Raw genomic sequence first — 17,483 nt, 5'->3', positions numbered from 1 at the left:
ATCACTTCAAAAGACCCCTTATCGCTTCTTTGGCTACCAGCCTATCATCAAAATCAATCGTTTCTTTCCCGATGACCTGATACGTTTCATGGCCTTTGCCCGCAATCAATAGTACATCGCCTGGCTGCGCCATTTCAACCGCTTTTTGAATTGCGGTACGGCGATCTACAATCAGCTCATAGCGGTCAGTCTCAATACGATCTTCTTTGAGCCCTGCTTCAATTTCGGTGAGAATAAATTCAGGATCTTCCGTGCGCGGATTATCGGATGTGATAAAGGTATAATCACTGTACTTCGCGGCAACCTTGCCCATCAGTGGACGCTTCGTGCGATCTCGATCGCCACCACAGCCAAATACAGTTAGAATGCGCTGCTCAGCAAACTCCTTGATCGTAGATAATACATTATCCAAGCCATCCGGGGTATGTGCATAGTCTACAATGACAGCAAAGGGCTGTCCTGCATCAACTAGCTCTACCCGTCCGTCTACACCCGGGATATTTTCCAGACTCTGACGGATATGCTCCAGCGGTACATTTTCGATCAAAGCTGCTGTAATCGCAGCTAGCGCATTGTATACATTGAATGTACCCACCATCTTCAGCGTCACATCCGTTTCTCCACGGAAGGTGGTCAGATGGAAGCTGGTTCCAGTTGAGGTAATACGAATATGGGTTGCACGTACATCCGCCGGCTGTTCGACTCCATATGTAATAACGTCAGCAGCTGTAATGCGGCGATAATAATCAGAAGCTGGATCATCTATGTTGAGAACAGCATATTTGCGCTGCTCTGGTTCTGCATAGTTGTTGCCAAGTCGGCTGAAAAACAACCCTTTAGCGGCAATATAGTCTGCCATCGTATTATGGTAATCCAGATGATCCTGACTAATGTTCGTAAAAATAGCTGTGCGATAATCTGTCCCCTTCACACGTCCTTGCTCCAGCGCATGTGACGATACCTCCATCACGCAGGCTTCTACGCCCGAATCAGCCATTTGCCCCAGCATACGCTGTAATAGCAATGCCTCTGGAGTCGTACGCGGCATAGGTACAGCCTGACCGTTATAACGCATCTCGATCGTACCGATCAGACCGGTATTCACACCATGGTCATTCATAATACGCTCAATCAGATAAGAAGTTGTGGTCTTACCGTTTGTTCCTGTAATTCCGATCATTCGCAGTCTACGACTCGGATGCTGATAAAAGGCATCTCCCAGAACAGCCATCGCATGACGACAGCTAGACACGATCAATTGAGGCACCTCAATAGGCAGCTCTCGTTCAACGACGAGTGCACAGGCCCCTTTATCAATCGCCTGTGCTGCAAAATCATGACCATCTACTGTCAACCCGGGCAAGCAAATAAACAAATCACCCGGCTGAACTTCTCGCGAATCCACCTCCATTCCGGAAAATTGTGTTGCCGGATCACCTTGAATCCGGGACGTTATCAACAGCTTGGACGCCTCCGATAACAGCATATTCATTCCTCTTTTCCAAAATTAATAACGATACCCGGCAAAACTCAAGCCATTCAGGAGACATTCCTGTGATGACTGATTCTGCCGGGTTATCATCAATCAAATGTATATGATGCCTTCACACCCTTGTATCGGGCAAAATATCACCTGATCCTGTCTTACCCATACATTAGTTCGTTGGTGCACCTTCCGGCTCCGGAATATTCAAAGCTGGTTTGGAGCCAGAACCTGTATCAGATGAGCTACCAGATGTGGCTTCCGAGTCCGACTGGGATTCGTTCTGACTACTGCCGGATGAACCTTCATCGGTTTTCGTATCCGTCGATTTGGCATCGGACGAATGATTAGCCTTATCCTGATCTGTATCACCCTTGGTCGCATCATCTGTCTTCTGATCGGAGGACTGGCTTTCATCCTCATCGTCTACACCCGTAATGGTAGCCTTTGCTGACTTCAACGTCAATGTAATGGAACGGCGACCTCCTGATTCGGATTCCACCTGAGCCGCCACATAGCCTTCGCCTGTCGTCGTCACCTCTACCTTCATCAAGTTCAAGATTTCAAGCGCATCGCGTAGCGACTCACCCTTCAGATCTGGAATAGCCATTTGAGTAGGCTCTTCAGTCATCAAGTAAATGCTTTGTCCGCTTCCCATCGTTGCCCCTGCTGCCGGATATTGCTTCACGACCTTGTTGCCAGAGCCGACCACTTTATACGAAATGCCTTTTGCCAGCAGATTTTTCTTGGCTTGATCCAGCGGCTTGCCTGTTAATACAGGTGCTGTATAGATCGCCTGTGTCTGCTGTACAGTTGTTTTAGCCTTGCTACTATCATCCTCGCTCACCTTTGGTACACCCATATAAGGCAGAGCCTGGCTAACGATTTGTTTGAAAATTGGCGCTGCTGCGGTACCACCACCAAGCTTGGAGTTAGACGGCTGGTCAACAACAACAATCATGGCAATTTTCGGATCATTGGCTGGCGCAAAGCCGATAAACGATACGACTTGCTTTGTATAGTCATACTGTCCAGAGCCATCCGTTTTAACCTTTACGGCAGTACCGGTTTTACCTGCAACACGATAGCCCTCGATATAAGCATGGCGACCCGTACCAATCTGCTGGTCCGATACAACCTGCTCCAGATAACCACGTACCTTGGCAGACACTTCTGGAGTAATCGCCTGACGAATCTCATGAACGGGTGTATCGGTTGTGACCCCTGTATTCGGGTCAGTGATGGATTGCACGACATGCGGAGTTAGTAGTTTCCCACCATTCGCAACAGCCGCTACTGCGGAAAGCTGCTGTAAAGGTGTAACCTGCACGCGTCCATGACCATACGCAGCTGTGGCTACCTCGGTCTTAATATTTGGACGGAATGTAATCGCACCAGATACTTCACCTGGCAGATCGATTCCTGTTTTTACACCAAATCCAAACGCATCAATATATTTACGCAATCGCTCTGCTCCCAGCATCTCATAGCCGAGCTTAACGAAAGCTACGTTACTAGAGCGCTTCAAGCCTTCCAAATACGTAATCGGTCCCCAGCCCACACGGTTAATATCATGCAGTGTTGTACTGCCCACACGAATCGTACCGGATTGGTAGGTGGCTTCGGGATTGAACAGATTTTCCTGCACTGCACCTGATAGAGTGACAATTTTGAAGGTTGAACCTGGTTCGTAGATTGCCTTGATGCCCAGGTTGGTAAACTCGCCATAGTCCTCTGTTGTCACTTCATTGTATTTATTCGGATCAAAGGTCGGCAAATTCGCCATCGCTAGAATATTCATCGTATTCGGATCAGCCGCAATGACCGTAATACTTTTCGGTTGCAGCTGCTTGTACGCTTCTTTCATCGCTTGCTCGGTATAATACTGGATCGTCTCATCAATCGTAAGCTTCAAATTGTCGCCATTTTTAACAGGCGTGTACACATCATTCGAATTTGGCAGCTTATCACCCTGACGATCCTTCTCATACGAGATCTTACCATTAACCCCTCTAAGCTGCTGATCGTAATAAGCTTCGATCCCAGCAACTGCCTTGCCTTCCTTGTCGGTATAACCGAGCACATGGGAAGCAAGCTCGTTTTTCGGATAATATCGCTTGGAATCCTCAGATAGCGATAACCCTACATCATAGCGCTTGCCTGTCTTTTCTTTAAGCTTGGCAATTAATGCATTGACTTCATCCGCTTTATTTTGCGGAATTTGACGTCCACCTTTGTTAAGTTCGCGCCAGATGCGAAGCTGACCTTTATCATCCACAGACGTCGCCTGCTTCTGAAGCTCGCTCTCATCGGTGCCAAGGATCGTATGCAGACCGCTGACAATATCATCCTTTACATTCAGCTCAGCGATAACTTTCGGATTCAACACAACATTATAAGCTGGCGCATCAATCGCCAGCTCATTACCATTCCGGTCTGTGATCGTACCCCGTTTGGCTTTGATCACATTATCGGTTGTCCAATTTTCGACTGCACGCTCATGCCACTCCGAGCCTTGAACGACCTGAAGCCAGAAGACGCGCATCACAAGGACAACAAAAAAGAGGGCGATGCACCCTCCTACGAACAAAGTGCGAAGTCGTATTCTTTTATTCACTGCCATTATCCCTCGCTTTACTTGCTATCCTGAGTGCCGGTTGACGAGGTTGATGTTCCCTTTTGACGGGATACCTGAATTGGATCAGTGTCCACAGGCTGTATGTACCCCAGCGCGGTTGCGCGCTCCACCACTTCATTTTCAAGCAGATGCTTGCGCAGATCGTTTTGCGTAATCTGCTTCTGTAGTGTGGCCGTGGTACTTGCCATATTCTGTATGTTTTTATTGACTTCATAGATGTAAGCATAGCGCCACAACACGATACCAGCGATTACGATGCAAAATAGCACCGTTCCTAAATAAAGCATCTTTTCCTGCACCGGAAGCTGTGCACGACGTACAACAACCTTCGTCGTCTGCCGATACTTTCGGACAACCTTGTCAGCCGGTTTTTCCTGAACGGCCAGATTTCCTCTCGTATAAGCCATAATCCCGTCTCCTTGCCTATTGAATTTGTTGGTTTTTGTCCACCTTTTCCGCGACTCGCAATTTGGCTGATCTTGCGCGCTTGTTTGTTGTGACCTCTTCATCGGACGGAAGCAACGGCTTGCGATTCACAAGCTTTAGCACGCCGCCATTACTCACATAAACGGGAAATCCGGGTGGTGCTACATTCTTTTCCAGATACTCAGCTAATATTTGCTTACACAAACGATCCTCTAACGAGTGGAACGTAATGACAGACACTCGTCCGCCTGGTGCAAGACAACGTACAGATTGATGCAATGCATCTTCAAAGGCTCCCAATTCATCATTGACCGCAATACGCAGTGCCTGGAAGCTACGCTTCGCTGGATGACCGCCCGTTCTACGCGCGGCTGCTGGTATACCTTCCTTGACTAGCTCCGCCAGCTCCCCGGTCGTTTCGATCGGTGCGATGGCACGCTGCTTGCCAATGACAGAAGCGATGCGCTTCGAGAACTTCTCTTCCCCATATCGATATAAGATGCGGGCGATTTCTTCTTCGGGCCATGTGTTCACAATCGTGCGTGCTGTCAATTCGATGGATTGATCCATCCGCATGTCCAGTTTGGCATCGTGATTGTAACTGAATCCCCTCTCGGCATCGTCAAATTGAGGTGAAGAAACGCCAAGATCAAACAGGATGCCATCGACCTGCGGAACTCCGTCTTCCGTCGGAACTCCCGCTTCCAAAAGCTTCTCCTCTAGATGACGGAAATTGCTCTTGATCAAGGTCACACGGTCTTTATAAGGCGCAAGTACATGTTCAGCATTGCGTAAGGCCGTATCGTCCTGATCAAATGCAATTAGTCTGCCGCCTGCTCCCAGGGCAGCTGCAATAACTGAGCTGTGCCCCGCTCCCCCGAGCGTACAGTCGACATAAATGCCATCAGACTTGATTTCCAGTGCATTTGTCGCTTCTTCTTTTAATACAGTGATGTGATGAAACAAGTTGTTAAACCTCCTAGACGATTACAGATCAAGATCAAAATCAACCAGCTTCTCAGCAATTTCGTTAAATGATTGTTCTGATTCGTTATAATATTGCTCCCAAACGGAGCGGCTCCATATCTCTACCCTGCTTGATACTCCGATGATAATACATTCTTTATCCAGACTGGCATATTGGCGCAGGTTAACGGGCACATTCACCCTACCCTGCTTATCCCATTCGCCTTCTGTTGCACCGGAAAAGAAAAATCGGGTAAACGCGCGGGCATCCGCTTTCATGAGCGGAAGCGATTTGAGCTTTTGTTCCAATAGAGACCACTCCTCCATTGGATAGACGAAAAGACAGTGGTCCAGTCCTCGGGTAATTACGAACGATGAACCGAGTAAATCACGGAATTTAGCCGGGATGATAATCCGACCTTTGTCGTCAATGTTATGCTGAAATTCTCCCATGAACATTGGCGGCTCACTCCTTTTACCCATCGTTCCCCACTTTGCACCACTTTCCACCACCTATCTAGCATAATAGATTCTTCATATAAAATCAAAATCCTTCTCATCCTGCTATTTTTTTTGAAAAAAAGCAATCTTTTTTAATCATTTATGTAATGCAGCATATTGCTTTGCAAAAAAATACGCAAAAAGCCCGAACCCTTTATATCGGAAGGCTCAGGCTTTTTGCTTAGAGTTTGCGTTTTAAAACATGTAAAGAGACGTATTGCCATAGTTGTGGGGCGATTATTGTACGTGTTTGACGCCAACTGCACAGGTGAATTTACTTTTTATGTATATCGATAAAATGACATTCAGCCTAACTCAAATAAAACCTTTGCTTCAATTGATCGAACGCGTTTTCTATAAGATTAGTATCAGTATGTAAAGAAGGATGTTTTTTCAATCTAAAGTATAGTGCACTCAAGAAAGTTTTAGTGTTATGCAAAATCACATAATCTTTTGCAGTGTCATTTGTAGATTCAAAATCAGCTAATGACTGAATCCAGCCCTCCAATATACTTTTATCGATCAACTGATGTATGATCATAGGCATAATGGCAATTAATATTCTTTCCTCTTCCTGATTGGTCAATATCGTATCATCGGATTGCAAAATCGTCTTCAGTCGATCCAATATGCTTGAAGATTCTAATACTGTCCATCTATGCTCTGATATAGATTCTATTGCGTCCGAAATATGAGCTAGTGCATGTCCCCATCCTTTTTCAGCAATATACCCTCTAAAATCCTTCTCTTCACTTAAATATCGTAAAATAGCCTGCTTTATTTCTTGAATCTGGTCTTCTACTAGAAAATACTCGCGATTATTACGCTCTAATAATAGAGGTAGAAGTAAAACGGAAAAGGAACGGGTAAATACAGAGTCAGTGTTTCGTTCTCCTATTTTGTAAAACATCCCCTCATGACTTAAAGCCTTTTCTCTAATCTCATGTAGTTGTTGAATAGTTAATGGTTGATATACGATCATTTCTGAAAATAAGCTATATATGATACTATCTCGAAGTTCTGCATCAGTTGAACCTATTTCAGCAAACATCAATGCTAACATAGAATCAATATCAGCATGCTGAATCATAGTGGTATCCTGCTTAAGCTTGTTAAGAGTTTCTTTTGTATTCATGTTATACTCCGATTTTTAAATTAATTTTATGTAGTTAAATGATTACTATAGAAGGCAATTGTAGAAGCAGATATATCCCCTGTTAATACATACTATGTATTTAATCAGACGCGCACCTTTACGTTGTACAAATAACATAAGTAATCATGAAACAAATGTCTGGTAACGTGCGACTTGCGCTGCGTCACCAGACATTTGTAATACCTCGTTCTTTTCAGCTTCAAAGTAATTCCATGATTATCATTTCTCTAACTAAAAAGAAATATTAACTTATACGAAACTTAAGACCAGCTATCCAGATACTTCTTCTGCGCATCGCTCAGCGAATCGATACCGATACCGAGGCTTTCCAGACGATAACGTGCAACCTGCTCGTCTAGCTCGTAAGGGACATTGATTACGCCAGCACCAAGCTGCTCGTAATTTTCGTTCACATAACGCAGCCCTACAGCTTGCAGCGCGAACGTCATATCCATAATCTCCGCTGGATGACCATCCGCTGCGCCCAGATTGACAAGGCGACCTTCTGCCAGCAGATAGATGCGGCGTCCGTCTTGCATTTTATATTCCTCAATGTTTTTACGTGCCGTACGGATCGATACAGCGCGAGCAGCCAGGTCTGGCTTGTTAGCCTCTACATCAAAGTGACCCGCATTACATACGATCGCGCCGTCCTTCATTACATCGTAGTGCTCACCTGTGATCACATCTTTGTTACCTGTAACCGTAATGAAGAAATCACCCTTCTTCGCGGCTTCGCTCATCGGCATCACGTGGAAGCCGTCCATATGAGCTTCTACTGCTTTGATCGCATCCACTTCGGTTACGATTACATTTGCACCGAGACCCTTTGCACGCATCGCTACACCTTTACCACACCAGCCGTAGCCAACAACAACGACCGTTGTACCGGCGATCATCAGGTTTGTCGTACGGATAATACCATCGAATACAGACTGACCTGTACCGTAGCGGTTATCAAACAGATGCTTACAATAGGCATCGTTGACCGCTACCATCGGTAGTGTCAGCGTACCTTCCTTCTGCAATGCTTTCAGACGAATGATACCTGTTGTCGTCTCCTCGGCTCCACCGCGAATCGTTTCCAGCAGGTCTGGACGCTCTCCATGCATCAGCGTGATCAGATCGCCACCATCATCGATAATCAGGTCAGGCTTTGTTTCCAGCGCATGCAGTACAAGTGATTTGTACTCGACAGGATCTGGATTGTATTTCGCAAATACAGTAATTCCATCTTCAACGAGTGCAGCACACACATCATCCTGTGTGGACAGCGGGTTACTGCCTGTAATCGTTACTTCCGCACCACCGGCTTGTACAACCTTTGCCAGGTAAGCTGTTTTCGCTTCCAGATGCAGACAGATCGTTACTTTTAGTCCTTTAAACGGCAGATCGCGCTCGAATTCTGCGCGAATGCGGTTCAATACAGGCATATGGGCAGAAACCCACTCAATTTTACGGTGTCCCTCTGGAGCCAACGCCATGTCGGCTACAATACTTTTTTCAATGGACGGCAATGTCATCTTTTCGTTCCTCCACTATTCAGATGATCCAGTCATCTTTTATTTAATCAATACTTCCATTTAATCGTTTAATGCATAGAAAAGCAACCGATAATTCATACCGGTTGCTCGATTCGTTTATGATACCTGACTTTCAAATGGATACCCCAGTATGTGTGGATAGCAATCGATATGCAGGAGAATGTTACTTCACCGATCACATGTACAACAGTCGATGCCCACCGTTCAAGTCTGGCTCCAGCGATAGCAACTGATCCAACCAGCGCTCACCATAGCGGCCAATATAATAGTAGCTATTAATCGTCCGCTCCTGTGGCTTGCCGAACGGATACAGCGAATGTGCGATGCGATCGAGTCGGCGCAGGCCAACCTCATGCTGTTTTTCTACAGCGTTGAGACTTTTGCGATGCAAGTAATCAATCTGTGCTTCAATTTTATGCTGATTCGTATCAGCAATATGCGGCAGCGAAGCATCCACCTCAGCCAGCCCTTCTACAAATGGAGCATACAATGCTGCAAATTGACGTTTCAGCTCAGCAAAGCGCTGATCCAGATTATAATCCTCCTGTGCTTCCAGCCATTCCTGCCGAATGTCAGCAAAGCGTTCACGCACATCATCAAAGGATAGCTGAAAGCGAGTCAGCAGCTGTTGAATTTTATCTTCCACAACGGTAAAGGACATCCGCGGTACAATCGGTGGCATTTGCATACCCAGTGTTTGGAATGCCTGACGCGTCAATGCCCAGTAAGCAATCTCACCTGTACCCAGAATCGTACCCAGCACAGGGAACAGGGATTCCTGCATCAATGGACGAGTCAGTACATTATTGCTAAAACGTTCAGGATGCTGCTCTACAAGCTCCAGCAGCTCTTCCTTTGTAAAAGTAACCAGACCTTTGCGATCGGTAAAATGTCCATCACGCTTGAACAGCAGCAAACGTTCTGCCGTATAAACTTCATCTGTATGAATATAAAACAGATTGGCGCCGTCCTCTGCAACCGTTGCCTGTTCATCATAACCAGCCTCACGCACTTCACGAGAAGCCGCAAGATATGCTTCTGTCAAACCGTCATTCTGTTCAATAATGCGGCGAAATACGGGCTTTTCCAATTCACGCAGCTGAGACGCATCCGAATCAAGAAGAACGAGTCCGAAGCGTCCAAACAGACGACCTAGCTGACGTGCAAATGCACTGCTGAGATTGTCGGACTGCCGCATACATCGTTCCAGCTCTGCAATCCATTCGCCTTTGTGCTCCGTATCCGGTAGCAAGCCTTCAAATTGACGTAGCACTGGAGCGATATGCTCCTCTGTAATCAGTGTGCGACTCACTGGCGAATGTCCACCACGCTCATGCTCCATACGAATCCGCACAGCCTGACCATCCTCGTCTGGCAAATACGTATGATTGACCTCATCCCAGTCATGATCCTCACCAGCAATCCAGAATACAGGTACGACTGGGCGATCCAACTGCTCTGCTGCATGACGCGCGGACAGAATCAATGTAACGACCTTATAAATCACCAGCAAAGGCCCAGTGAACAAGCCACTTTGCTGTCCACCTACCATTGTCAGTGTATTTGGCTGACGCAATAGCTCAAGCGATTGCTGTACAGCCTCATGCTCATTATGTGTAAGGTTGTACTGCGTTAGGCAGTCAACCAACGCTCCACGTTCAATCCGGGAGTGCTCTTGCTGATCCAGCCAGGCGGCACGCTGAATCCAGGTCTGCGGATCAGTTACATTCATATTGTACAAGCTGCTTACCGATGCAAAATCATTCATATACCGCTCTGCTAGCGGTTGATTCGCAGGTAGCCTCTCCGGAACTACATTCATGGGGTAAGGGCCTCCTCATCGTTGTTACTTATTGTAACTTTCTAAACCTTATTTGATTGTACGAAAGTATATCCGTTTAGTCAAAGCATTAAGCTGTAAATTAATACAGTTATCTATTGATTAAAGACAAAGTTTATATGATATTATTTTAGTATTAGTCTGTCAATCATTAAAATTCTTCTTATAATAATTAATTTAATTATTTTCCACTCTACAAGTAACACTTAATTCTGGATAACTCCACTATGCTTTGATTTTCATATTTGTGATTAAATGGAATGGATGTTATTCTGTGTGCAGCAACAAAGTAGTACAATTTACTTTAGAAAGAAGGAATAGTAATGAAAAAGAACTTCAAAGTAGGTAAAGCTTTATTAGCAGTAACTTTTGCAGTTGGTTTAACTAGTAGTGTGAGCTTAGCTGATGTAGCATCAGCAGCAAACTCAAGTTGTGCTACATATTCTGATGGTCATCATATGTATTTAAAAGGAGTAGTAACATCAGTAACAGATTATAAAACGGGAAAAAAATTAAACAATAACGAACAATGGGCTTATTACAAATGCAGTGGTGATGGAGAAGAGTTCATTGCAGAAGGTTCACCTGAATTTAAAAATGTTATTGGAAAATACTATACTGGAGCGGCTATTAAAAGTGTAGCTTATCTAAACACTGGAGGTGTTTCACTGCTTCAAATTCAAGTAGACAGTTCCAAAGTAAAAAGTACTACTTCCAACTCTATTCCTGGCTATCACTTTTATCAACCCAACCAAGGGTAACAGTTGTTTAAAAAATCATTTTTCAAAAGAAACAGATGCTGGTATTTTACTGGCGTCTGTTTTTTACATTTTCAATGTATTCATTTAAAAAAGAGCCTCTCTGCATAATTATTTTTTAATCGTTTGCCATTCATTGAATAGCGATTTCACTTCTAATTTCATTCAAACCCATAATGCAAATAAGATATTATAGGCTTGATCAATGCAAAAATGCACCTCAGAATGCTCATTAGTTTACCATTAAGGTTTCTAATGTTCATTTTTAGAGGTGCATTTAATCAAGAAAAAATTTCGGAATTAGACTGTTTGTGCAACCCAATGACCTGGTGAAACTTCAATCAATTCAGAATTTTCAAGGTCGAATGGATCTTTCGATGCGTTCGGATTAGCCGACTCTACTGGTGCTTGTTGCTCATCTGGTAATAGAATTCTGCGTTTGTTAACTTCAACCTCTGGATCTGGAATCGGAATTGCAGACAATAGAGTCTTAGTGTACGGATGCAGTGGGTTAGCATACAGTTCTTCACTTTCTGCCAGCTCTACAATTTTACCCATGTACATAACAGCTACACGGTCACTAATATGCTTCACCATCGACAGATCGTGCGCGATGAACAGATACGTCAGACCGAGACGCTGTTGCAGCTCTTCCAGCAATTTAACAACCTGTGCCTGAATCGAAACGTCGAGTGCCGACAATGGCTCGTCACAGATGATGAATTTTGGATTAACTGCAAGTGCACGAGCAATACCGATACGTTGTCTTTGACCACCGGAGAATTCATGCGGATAACGCAGTGCATGGCTCGGGTTCAAACCAACCATATCCAGCAGCTCTTCTACACGCTTTTTACGCTCGGCACGGCTACCAGCCAGACCGTGGATATCCAGCGATTCGCCGATAATATCCATAACGTTAAAGCGCGGGTTAAGCGATGCATACGGATCCTGGAAAATCATCTGCATATCTTTACGCATCGCTTTCATTTTGCGTGGAGACAGGCTGAAAATATCCGTTCCGTTAAATTTCACACTACCACCCGTTGGCTCATACAGACGCAGCATCGTACGACCCGTTGTCGACTTACCGCAACCCGACTCACCAACTACGCCCAGCGTTTCGCCTTCGTAGATTTTGAAGCTGATATCATTAACAGCTTTCAAAATATTGCCTTTGCCCAGATTGAAATGCTGGCGCAGGTTGGTTACTTCAACGAGCGGACGCGTTGGGTCCAAACCAGCCATACCGGAAGCCAGTTTTGGCTTTTTCGGCTCATCCAGACGAGGCAATGCATTCAGCAGACGCTTCGTGTACGGATGCTGAGGATTTTTGAAGATTTCAGAGGTTGTGCCAGTTTCGACAACATCCCCTTCCTTCATAACAACGACACGGTCACACATACCTGCTACAACGCCAAGGTCATGCGTAATCAGAATAATCGAAGTGCCCAGCTTTTGCTGCATATCCTTCATCAGATCAAGAATCTGTGCCTGGATCGTTACATCAAGCGCTGTAGTCGGCTCATCGGCAATCAGCAGCGATGGACGGCAAGCCAGAGCGATCGCGATCATTGCACGCTGACGCATACCACCGGAAAATTGGTGCGGATAATGATTGAAACGAATTTCAGGATTTTTGATCCCAACCAGCTTCAGCATTTCGAGCGCTGATGCTTTCGCTTCATTCGCATTCATTTTCTGGTGCTTACGCAAAACTTCAGTAATTTGCTTACCCACCTTGATCGTTGGGTTAAGCGAAGTCATCGGATCCTGGAAGATCATACCGATATCTTTACCACGGATCGATTCCATTTGCTTATCGGTTTTGCTCAGCAGGCTTTCGCCCAAAAATGTTATTTCTCCACTTTTAATAATAGAAGGCGGAGAAGGGATCAACCGCATAATCGTTTGAGCCGTTACACTCTTACCACTACCGGACTCCCCTACAATACCGACCGTTTCCCCTTTTCCAATCTCGAAATTCACATCTTTAACGGCTTTAAATTCACCGGCACGAGTATTGAAGGATACGCTCAAGTTTTTTACTGTTAAGATTTTCTCCACTAAGCCCACCTCCTATGGATATTATTTTTTCAGTTTAGGGTCAAGCGCATCACGCAAACCATCACCAAGCAGGTTAAATGCCAGCATAGTCAAGCAGATCAGACCAGCAGGGAACCACATACGCCAAGGATACAGGTTCCAGCCTTGAAGCGCATCGTTAATCATTGAACCTAAAGAAGATATTGGGGCTTGCACACCCAGTCCTAAGAAACTCAAAAATGCTTCAGCAAATATAGCATTAGGTACAGATAATGTTACAGTAACAATGATCGGACCAAGTGCATTAGGCAGCAAGTGTCTGAAAAGCTGTCGACCAGCACCTACCCCCATAGAACGTGCAGCCAAAATGAAATCTCGATTTTTGAGCTGAATAATTTCACCACGAACGATCCATGCCATCGTTATCCAGCCTGTTACAGCAAGTGCAAAAATAATAGTTTTCAAACCAGGCTCCATAACTACAAGTAACAAGATGACGACTAACAGATAAGGAATAGAATATAAAATTTCTGAAATTTTATTCATAACCTCATCTGTTCTTCCGCCTTTGTAACCCATAATAGCACCATAAATGACACCAATGATCAAGTCAATCAAAGCTGCTGAGAAACCAACAAGCAATGAAATTTGAGCGCCACTCCAAGTACGAACCCACATATCACGTCCAAGATTGTCGGTGCCGAACCAATGTTCAGCTGAAGGTGGCTTATTCGTATTCATTAGATCATTGCTATAATAGTTGTAAGGAACCATGTGAGGTCCTGCAAGTGCCATAATAATAATGACAAGTAATACACCTAGACTAATCATTGCTACGGGATTTCTCACGAGACGATACATTGCATCTTGAAGAAGCGACATACTTTTTTGCTGTGTAGTTGGATCTATCGTCACATCAGCAGTCGTAGGATTTGGAGTTTTCTTTTCATTCGCTGCCAATGTTTAAGCCCCCTTTTTACCTGTCAGTTTGATACGAGGATCAACCAGAACATATAGAATATCTGTTACAAACCGAGCTAACATCAGGATAACACCATAAAAAATTGTTACACCCATAATCATAGTGTAATCACGATTTGTGATACTTTCTACGAATACTTTACCGATGCCGCCGATGCCGAAAATCTGCTCAATAACAACGGAACCTGTAATAACGTTTGCAGTCATTGGACCTACATAAGTTACAACAGGCAGTACGCCATTACGTAGTACATGGCGTGTCATGATTGTAAACCCATTCAGACCTTTAGCTTTAGCTGTTTTAATATATTCTGAATTAAGTACTTCCAACATACTAGAACGAGTTAGACGGGCAATAAATGCAATCGGTTGAACAGCAAGTGCAACAACAGGCAATACAAAGTCACTTGGTTTACTAAAGCCCATGACATCAAACCAACCGAGCTTAAGTGCAAATACATATTGAATTAATGTTGCAAGTACAAAACTTGGAACCGCTATACCAATAATAGCAAGCACCATGGCAATGTGGTCAATCAATTTACGATGATACAAAGCTGCAATCATACCAAGTACAATTCCGACGATAATAGAAATAATAATCGCAAAAATACCGATTTGCAGGGAAGGTTGGAATGTTTGTGCAATTCGTCCAGTAACATCCTGATTTTGATATCTCATCGAGACACCTAGATCGCCTTGGATAATATTCCCTAAATATCGTACGTATTGCACCGGAATAGGTTGATCTAATCCATATTGTGCCATTAAGCGGGCTTTAATTTGTGGTTGGATTGCCTTCTCGGACATAAACGGATCACCCGGAATAATTTTCATCAGAAAAAATGTCAATGATATCAGTACGAATAAAGATACCAACGTAAAGAAAAATTTGCTTGCAATGTACCTAGCCATTTTTCTGGAACCCTCCTTTGTCCATTGTAGATTTTACATAAAACCATTCTATTTCTTCTACAGATTATTAAATCCGCATTACAAGTTGTGTAAAATACAGAATATTATTAACTCATATGAGAAAAAGAAAGTTACTTTTAAAAGCATACAACCCAAAAGCAACTCTAATTTCAGACGAACAAGAAATATGCTCTTTACACCAATAATCTTGATATATTTCAAGTTTTACTTTTGCAAAATGAACACATGCTCGTCACCTTCTATACTCTCTATATAAAAAGAAACAAGTGCAATACCTGCAATATTCAACGTTAGAAAAAGAAATATATGGTAAAACGTAAAACACACATAAAAGCGGGATATATATGGCAACAACAACCACATATATCCCGCAGCAATCATCTAACTGCTAATTTTTATTAAATTATTGGAAATATGCACGTGTGAAGTCAACTGATCCGCTGAAATCAATACTTACACCTTTCAGGTTAGGTTTAACCAAAGAAATATTAGTGTAATAATAAATCGGCATAATTGCCATATCATCTTCAATAAGCATTTTTTCTGCTTGCGACATATCAGCCATACGCTTCGTATTATCTTGAGTTGATTTTGCGTCTTTAACTAATTTGTCATAAGCTGGATTACTGTATTTAGCATCATTGTTACCACCGTTAGTTAACCACAGATCCATAAATGTCATTGGATCATTATAGTCCGCAGTCCAACCAGCACGGGCAATTTGATAATTTCCACTTTGGCGATTATTTAGGAATACGCTCCACTCTTGGTTTTCTGTTTTCACATCAACACCAAGATTTTTCTTCCACATATCAGCAATTGCCAAAGCAATTTTTTGATGGGATTCTAGCGTATTGTAGATCAGAGTTACAGGAGGTAATGTAGTATAACCTTCTTCTTTCATACCTTCTGCAAGTAATTGTTTAGCTTGTGCTACATCTTCTGTGAAGTAGCTATCTTTAAACTCAGTGCGATATTCTTCGTTCTGACCTTTGATACCTGGAGGCACGAAACCATATGCTGGTAATTGTCCGCCCAGTGTTACATTATCCACAAGCGCCTTGCGATCAATAGACATTGCAAATGCCTTACGGATTTTTGCATTATCGAAAGGTTTTTCTTTGTTGTTGAATTCATAGTAATACGTACTTGCAATACCCTTAGCTTGGAATTGATCCGGGAATTGTTGTTTAGCAGCAGCAATTTGATCTGTTGGAATTTCACCAGTTGGTTGACCAGCGTAGTCAAGCTGTCCGCTTTGGTAACTGGAGTACTCAGTAGCACCGGAGTTAACCAGGGAAGCAGTGATTGTGTTCAGCTTGATGTTATCTTTATCCCAATACTTGTCGTTTTTCGTCCAAGCAAGTTGTTGACCTGTTGTCCATGTAGTCAGAGTGAACGGTCCGTTAGTTACCATAGTGTCTGCTTTTGCAGCCCACTGAGCATTAGCTTCAACGTTCTTCTTGTTTACAGGATAGTAAGTGTAGAAGGATGTCAGACCGAGCCAGTAAGGAGCTGGATCTGCCAGAGTTACTTCCAGTGTCTTGTCGTCAACAACCTTCACGCCAACCTGGGAGAAATCTTTGATTTTACCAGTGTTGAACGCTTCGCCATTTTTCAGGTAGTAAAGCTGGTAAGCATATTCAGATGCTGGAGTTGTTTCAGGGCTCAGTACGCGCTCCCAAGCATAAGCAAAATCTTCTGCTGTTACAGGGTCGCCATTGTTCCAAGTTGCATTTGCACGAAGGTGGAAAGTATATTTCAAACCGTCTTCGGAAACGTCCCATTTCTCAGCGACACCAGGAACCGGGTTACCATCGGCGCCCATACGTGTCAGACCTTCATACATCAGCTTCAGAGCAGTGTTTGTCTGGCTATCTTTTGCCTGAGCTGGATCAAAAGTAGGTGGTTCAGCACTCATGTTAATACGCAGATCCTGCGATGCTGTTGTTCCTTCTCCTGATTCTCCACTTGTACCTGTACTGCTGTTTCCGGAGCTGCCGCAAGCTGCGAGCAATGACCCGAAAGCCAGTACGAGTACCATAAGTACTAACCAACTTTTCTTTTTCATCTAGCAGTTTCCCCCTAAAAAATGTGGTATATGCTTTTAGATTATACAACCAGTGGTCAAAAAAATCTATATCTTAAACTTAAAAAAAACGTTTTTTTTCGTTTTTTTCAACATTTTTGTCACATTATACAGTAAAT

At 43.8% G+C, this 17,483-nt stretch carries 13 protein-coding genes; 1 reads left to right on the top strand and 12 read right to left on the bottom strand.

Features of this window, described 5'->3' with window-relative positions; genetic code table 11:
• Position 1: 1 nt before the first annotated feature.
• The 8 genes from IEX62_RS15240 to bshC all read right to left on the bottom strand — a co-directional run bounded on the left by IEX62_RS15240 (position 2) and on the right by bshC (position 10,536).
• Positions 2-1,486: a UDP-N-acetylmuramoyl-L-alanyl-D-glutamate--2,6-diaminopimelate ligase gene (locus IEX62_RS15240; protein ID WP_188776390.1), complete on the bottom strand. Its 1,485-nt coding sequence runs from the start codon at positions 1,484-1,486 to the stop codon at positions 2-4.
• A gap of 169 nt (positions 1,487-1,655) precedes the next feature.
• Positions 1,656-4,100: a penicillin-binding transpeptidase domain-containing protein gene (locus IEX62_RS15235; RefSeq protein WP_188776389.1), complete on the bottom strand. Its 2,445-nt coding sequence runs from the start codon at positions 4,098-4,100 to the stop codon at positions 1,656-1,658.
• 17 nt (positions 4,101-4,117) lie between these two features.
• Complete coding sequence (locus IEX62_RS15230) at positions 4,118-4,528, bottom strand: hypothetical protein (protein WP_188776388.1); 411 nt, start codon at positions 4,526-4,528, stop codon at positions 4,118-4,120.
• 16 nt (positions 4,529-4,544) lie between these two features.
• Positions 4,545-5,513, bottom strand: coding sequence for a 16S rRNA (cytosine(1402)-N(4))-methyltransferase RsmH (rsmH, locus tag IEX62_RS15225; protein WP_188776387.1), 969 nt, complete (start codon positions 5,511-5,513; stop codon positions 4,545-4,547).
• Positions 5,514-5,534: 21 nt separating this feature from the next.
• Positions 5,535-5,972 (bottom strand): division/cell wall cluster transcriptional repressor MraZ, encoded by a 438-nt coding sequence (gene mraZ, locus IEX62_RS15220; protein ID WP_188776386.1) that lies wholly within the window; start codon positions 5,970-5,972, stop codon positions 5,535-5,537.
• A 352-nt stretch (positions 5,973-6,324) separates the two neighbouring features.
• Positions 6,325-7,149: a DUF2785 domain-containing protein gene (locus tag IEX62_RS15215; protein ID WP_188776385.1), complete on the bottom strand. Its 825-nt coding sequence runs from the start codon at positions 7,147-7,149 to the stop codon at positions 6,325-6,327.
• Between the two features lie 281 nt (positions 7,150-7,430).
• Positions 7,431-8,693: an adenosylhomocysteinase gene (locus IEX62_RS15210; RefSeq protein ID WP_188776384.1), complete on the bottom strand. Its 1,263-nt coding sequence runs from the start codon at positions 8,691-8,693 to the stop codon at positions 7,431-7,433.
• A 196-nt stretch (positions 8,694-8,889) separates the two neighbouring features.
• Positions 8,890-10,536: a bacillithiol biosynthesis cysteine-adding enzyme BshC gene (gene bshC / locus IEX62_RS15205; protein WP_188776383.1), complete on the bottom strand. Its 1,647-nt coding sequence runs from the start codon at positions 10,534-10,536 to the stop codon at positions 8,890-8,892.
• A 341-nt stretch (positions 10,537-10,877) separates the two neighbouring features.
• On the opposite strand from bshC, the gene IEX62_RS15200 reads away from it, so the two are divergent.
• Positions 10,878-11,315 carry a hypothetical protein gene (locus IEX62_RS15200; RefSeq protein ID WP_188776382.1) on the top strand — a complete coding sequence of 146 codons (438 nt, stop codon included), beginning with the start codon at positions 10,878-10,880 and terminating at the stop codon, positions 11,313-11,315.
• Positions 11,316-11,612: 297 nt separating this feature from the next.
• Here the strand turns inward: IEX62_RS15200 and IEX62_RS24030 are convergent, their stop codons facing one another.
• From IEX62_RS24030 to IEX62_RS15180, 4 genes are all read right to left on the bottom strand, one after another.
• Complete coding sequence (locus IEX62_RS24030) at positions 11,613-13,379, bottom strand: ABC transporter ATP-binding protein (protein ID WP_188776381.1); 1,767 nt, start codon at positions 13,377-13,379, stop codon at positions 11,613-11,615.
• A 21-nt stretch (positions 13,380-13,400) separates the two neighbouring features.
• Entirely contained in the window at positions 13,401-14,273 is an 873-nt protein-coding gene (locus tag IEX62_RS15190) for an ABC transporter permease (protein ID WP_229685836.1), read from the bottom strand.
• A 48-nt stretch (positions 14,274-14,321) separates the two neighbouring features.
• The gene (locus IEX62_RS15185; RefSeq protein WP_188776380.1) at positions 14,322-15,254 is read right to left on the bottom strand and encodes an ABC transporter permease; all 933 of its coding nucleotides are present in this window, start codon (positions 15,252-15,254) and stop codon (positions 14,322-14,324) included.
• 424 nt (positions 15,255-15,678) lie between these two features.
• Positions 15,679-17,346, bottom strand: a complete 1,668-nt coding sequence (locus tag IEX62_RS15180) for a peptide ABC transporter substrate-binding protein (protein WP_188776379.1) — start codon at positions 17,344-17,346, stop codon at positions 15,679-15,681.
• Between the last annotated feature and the right edge of the window lie 137 nt (positions 17,347-17,483).

It is taken from the genome of Paenibacillus hunanensis, assembly GCF_014645615.1.
Classification (GTDB): domain Bacteria; phylum Bacillota; class Bacilli; order Paenibacillales; family Paenibacillaceae; genus Saccharibacillus; species Saccharibacillus hunanensis.
This window is presented reverse-complemented; position numbering and strand designations above follow the sequence as displayed.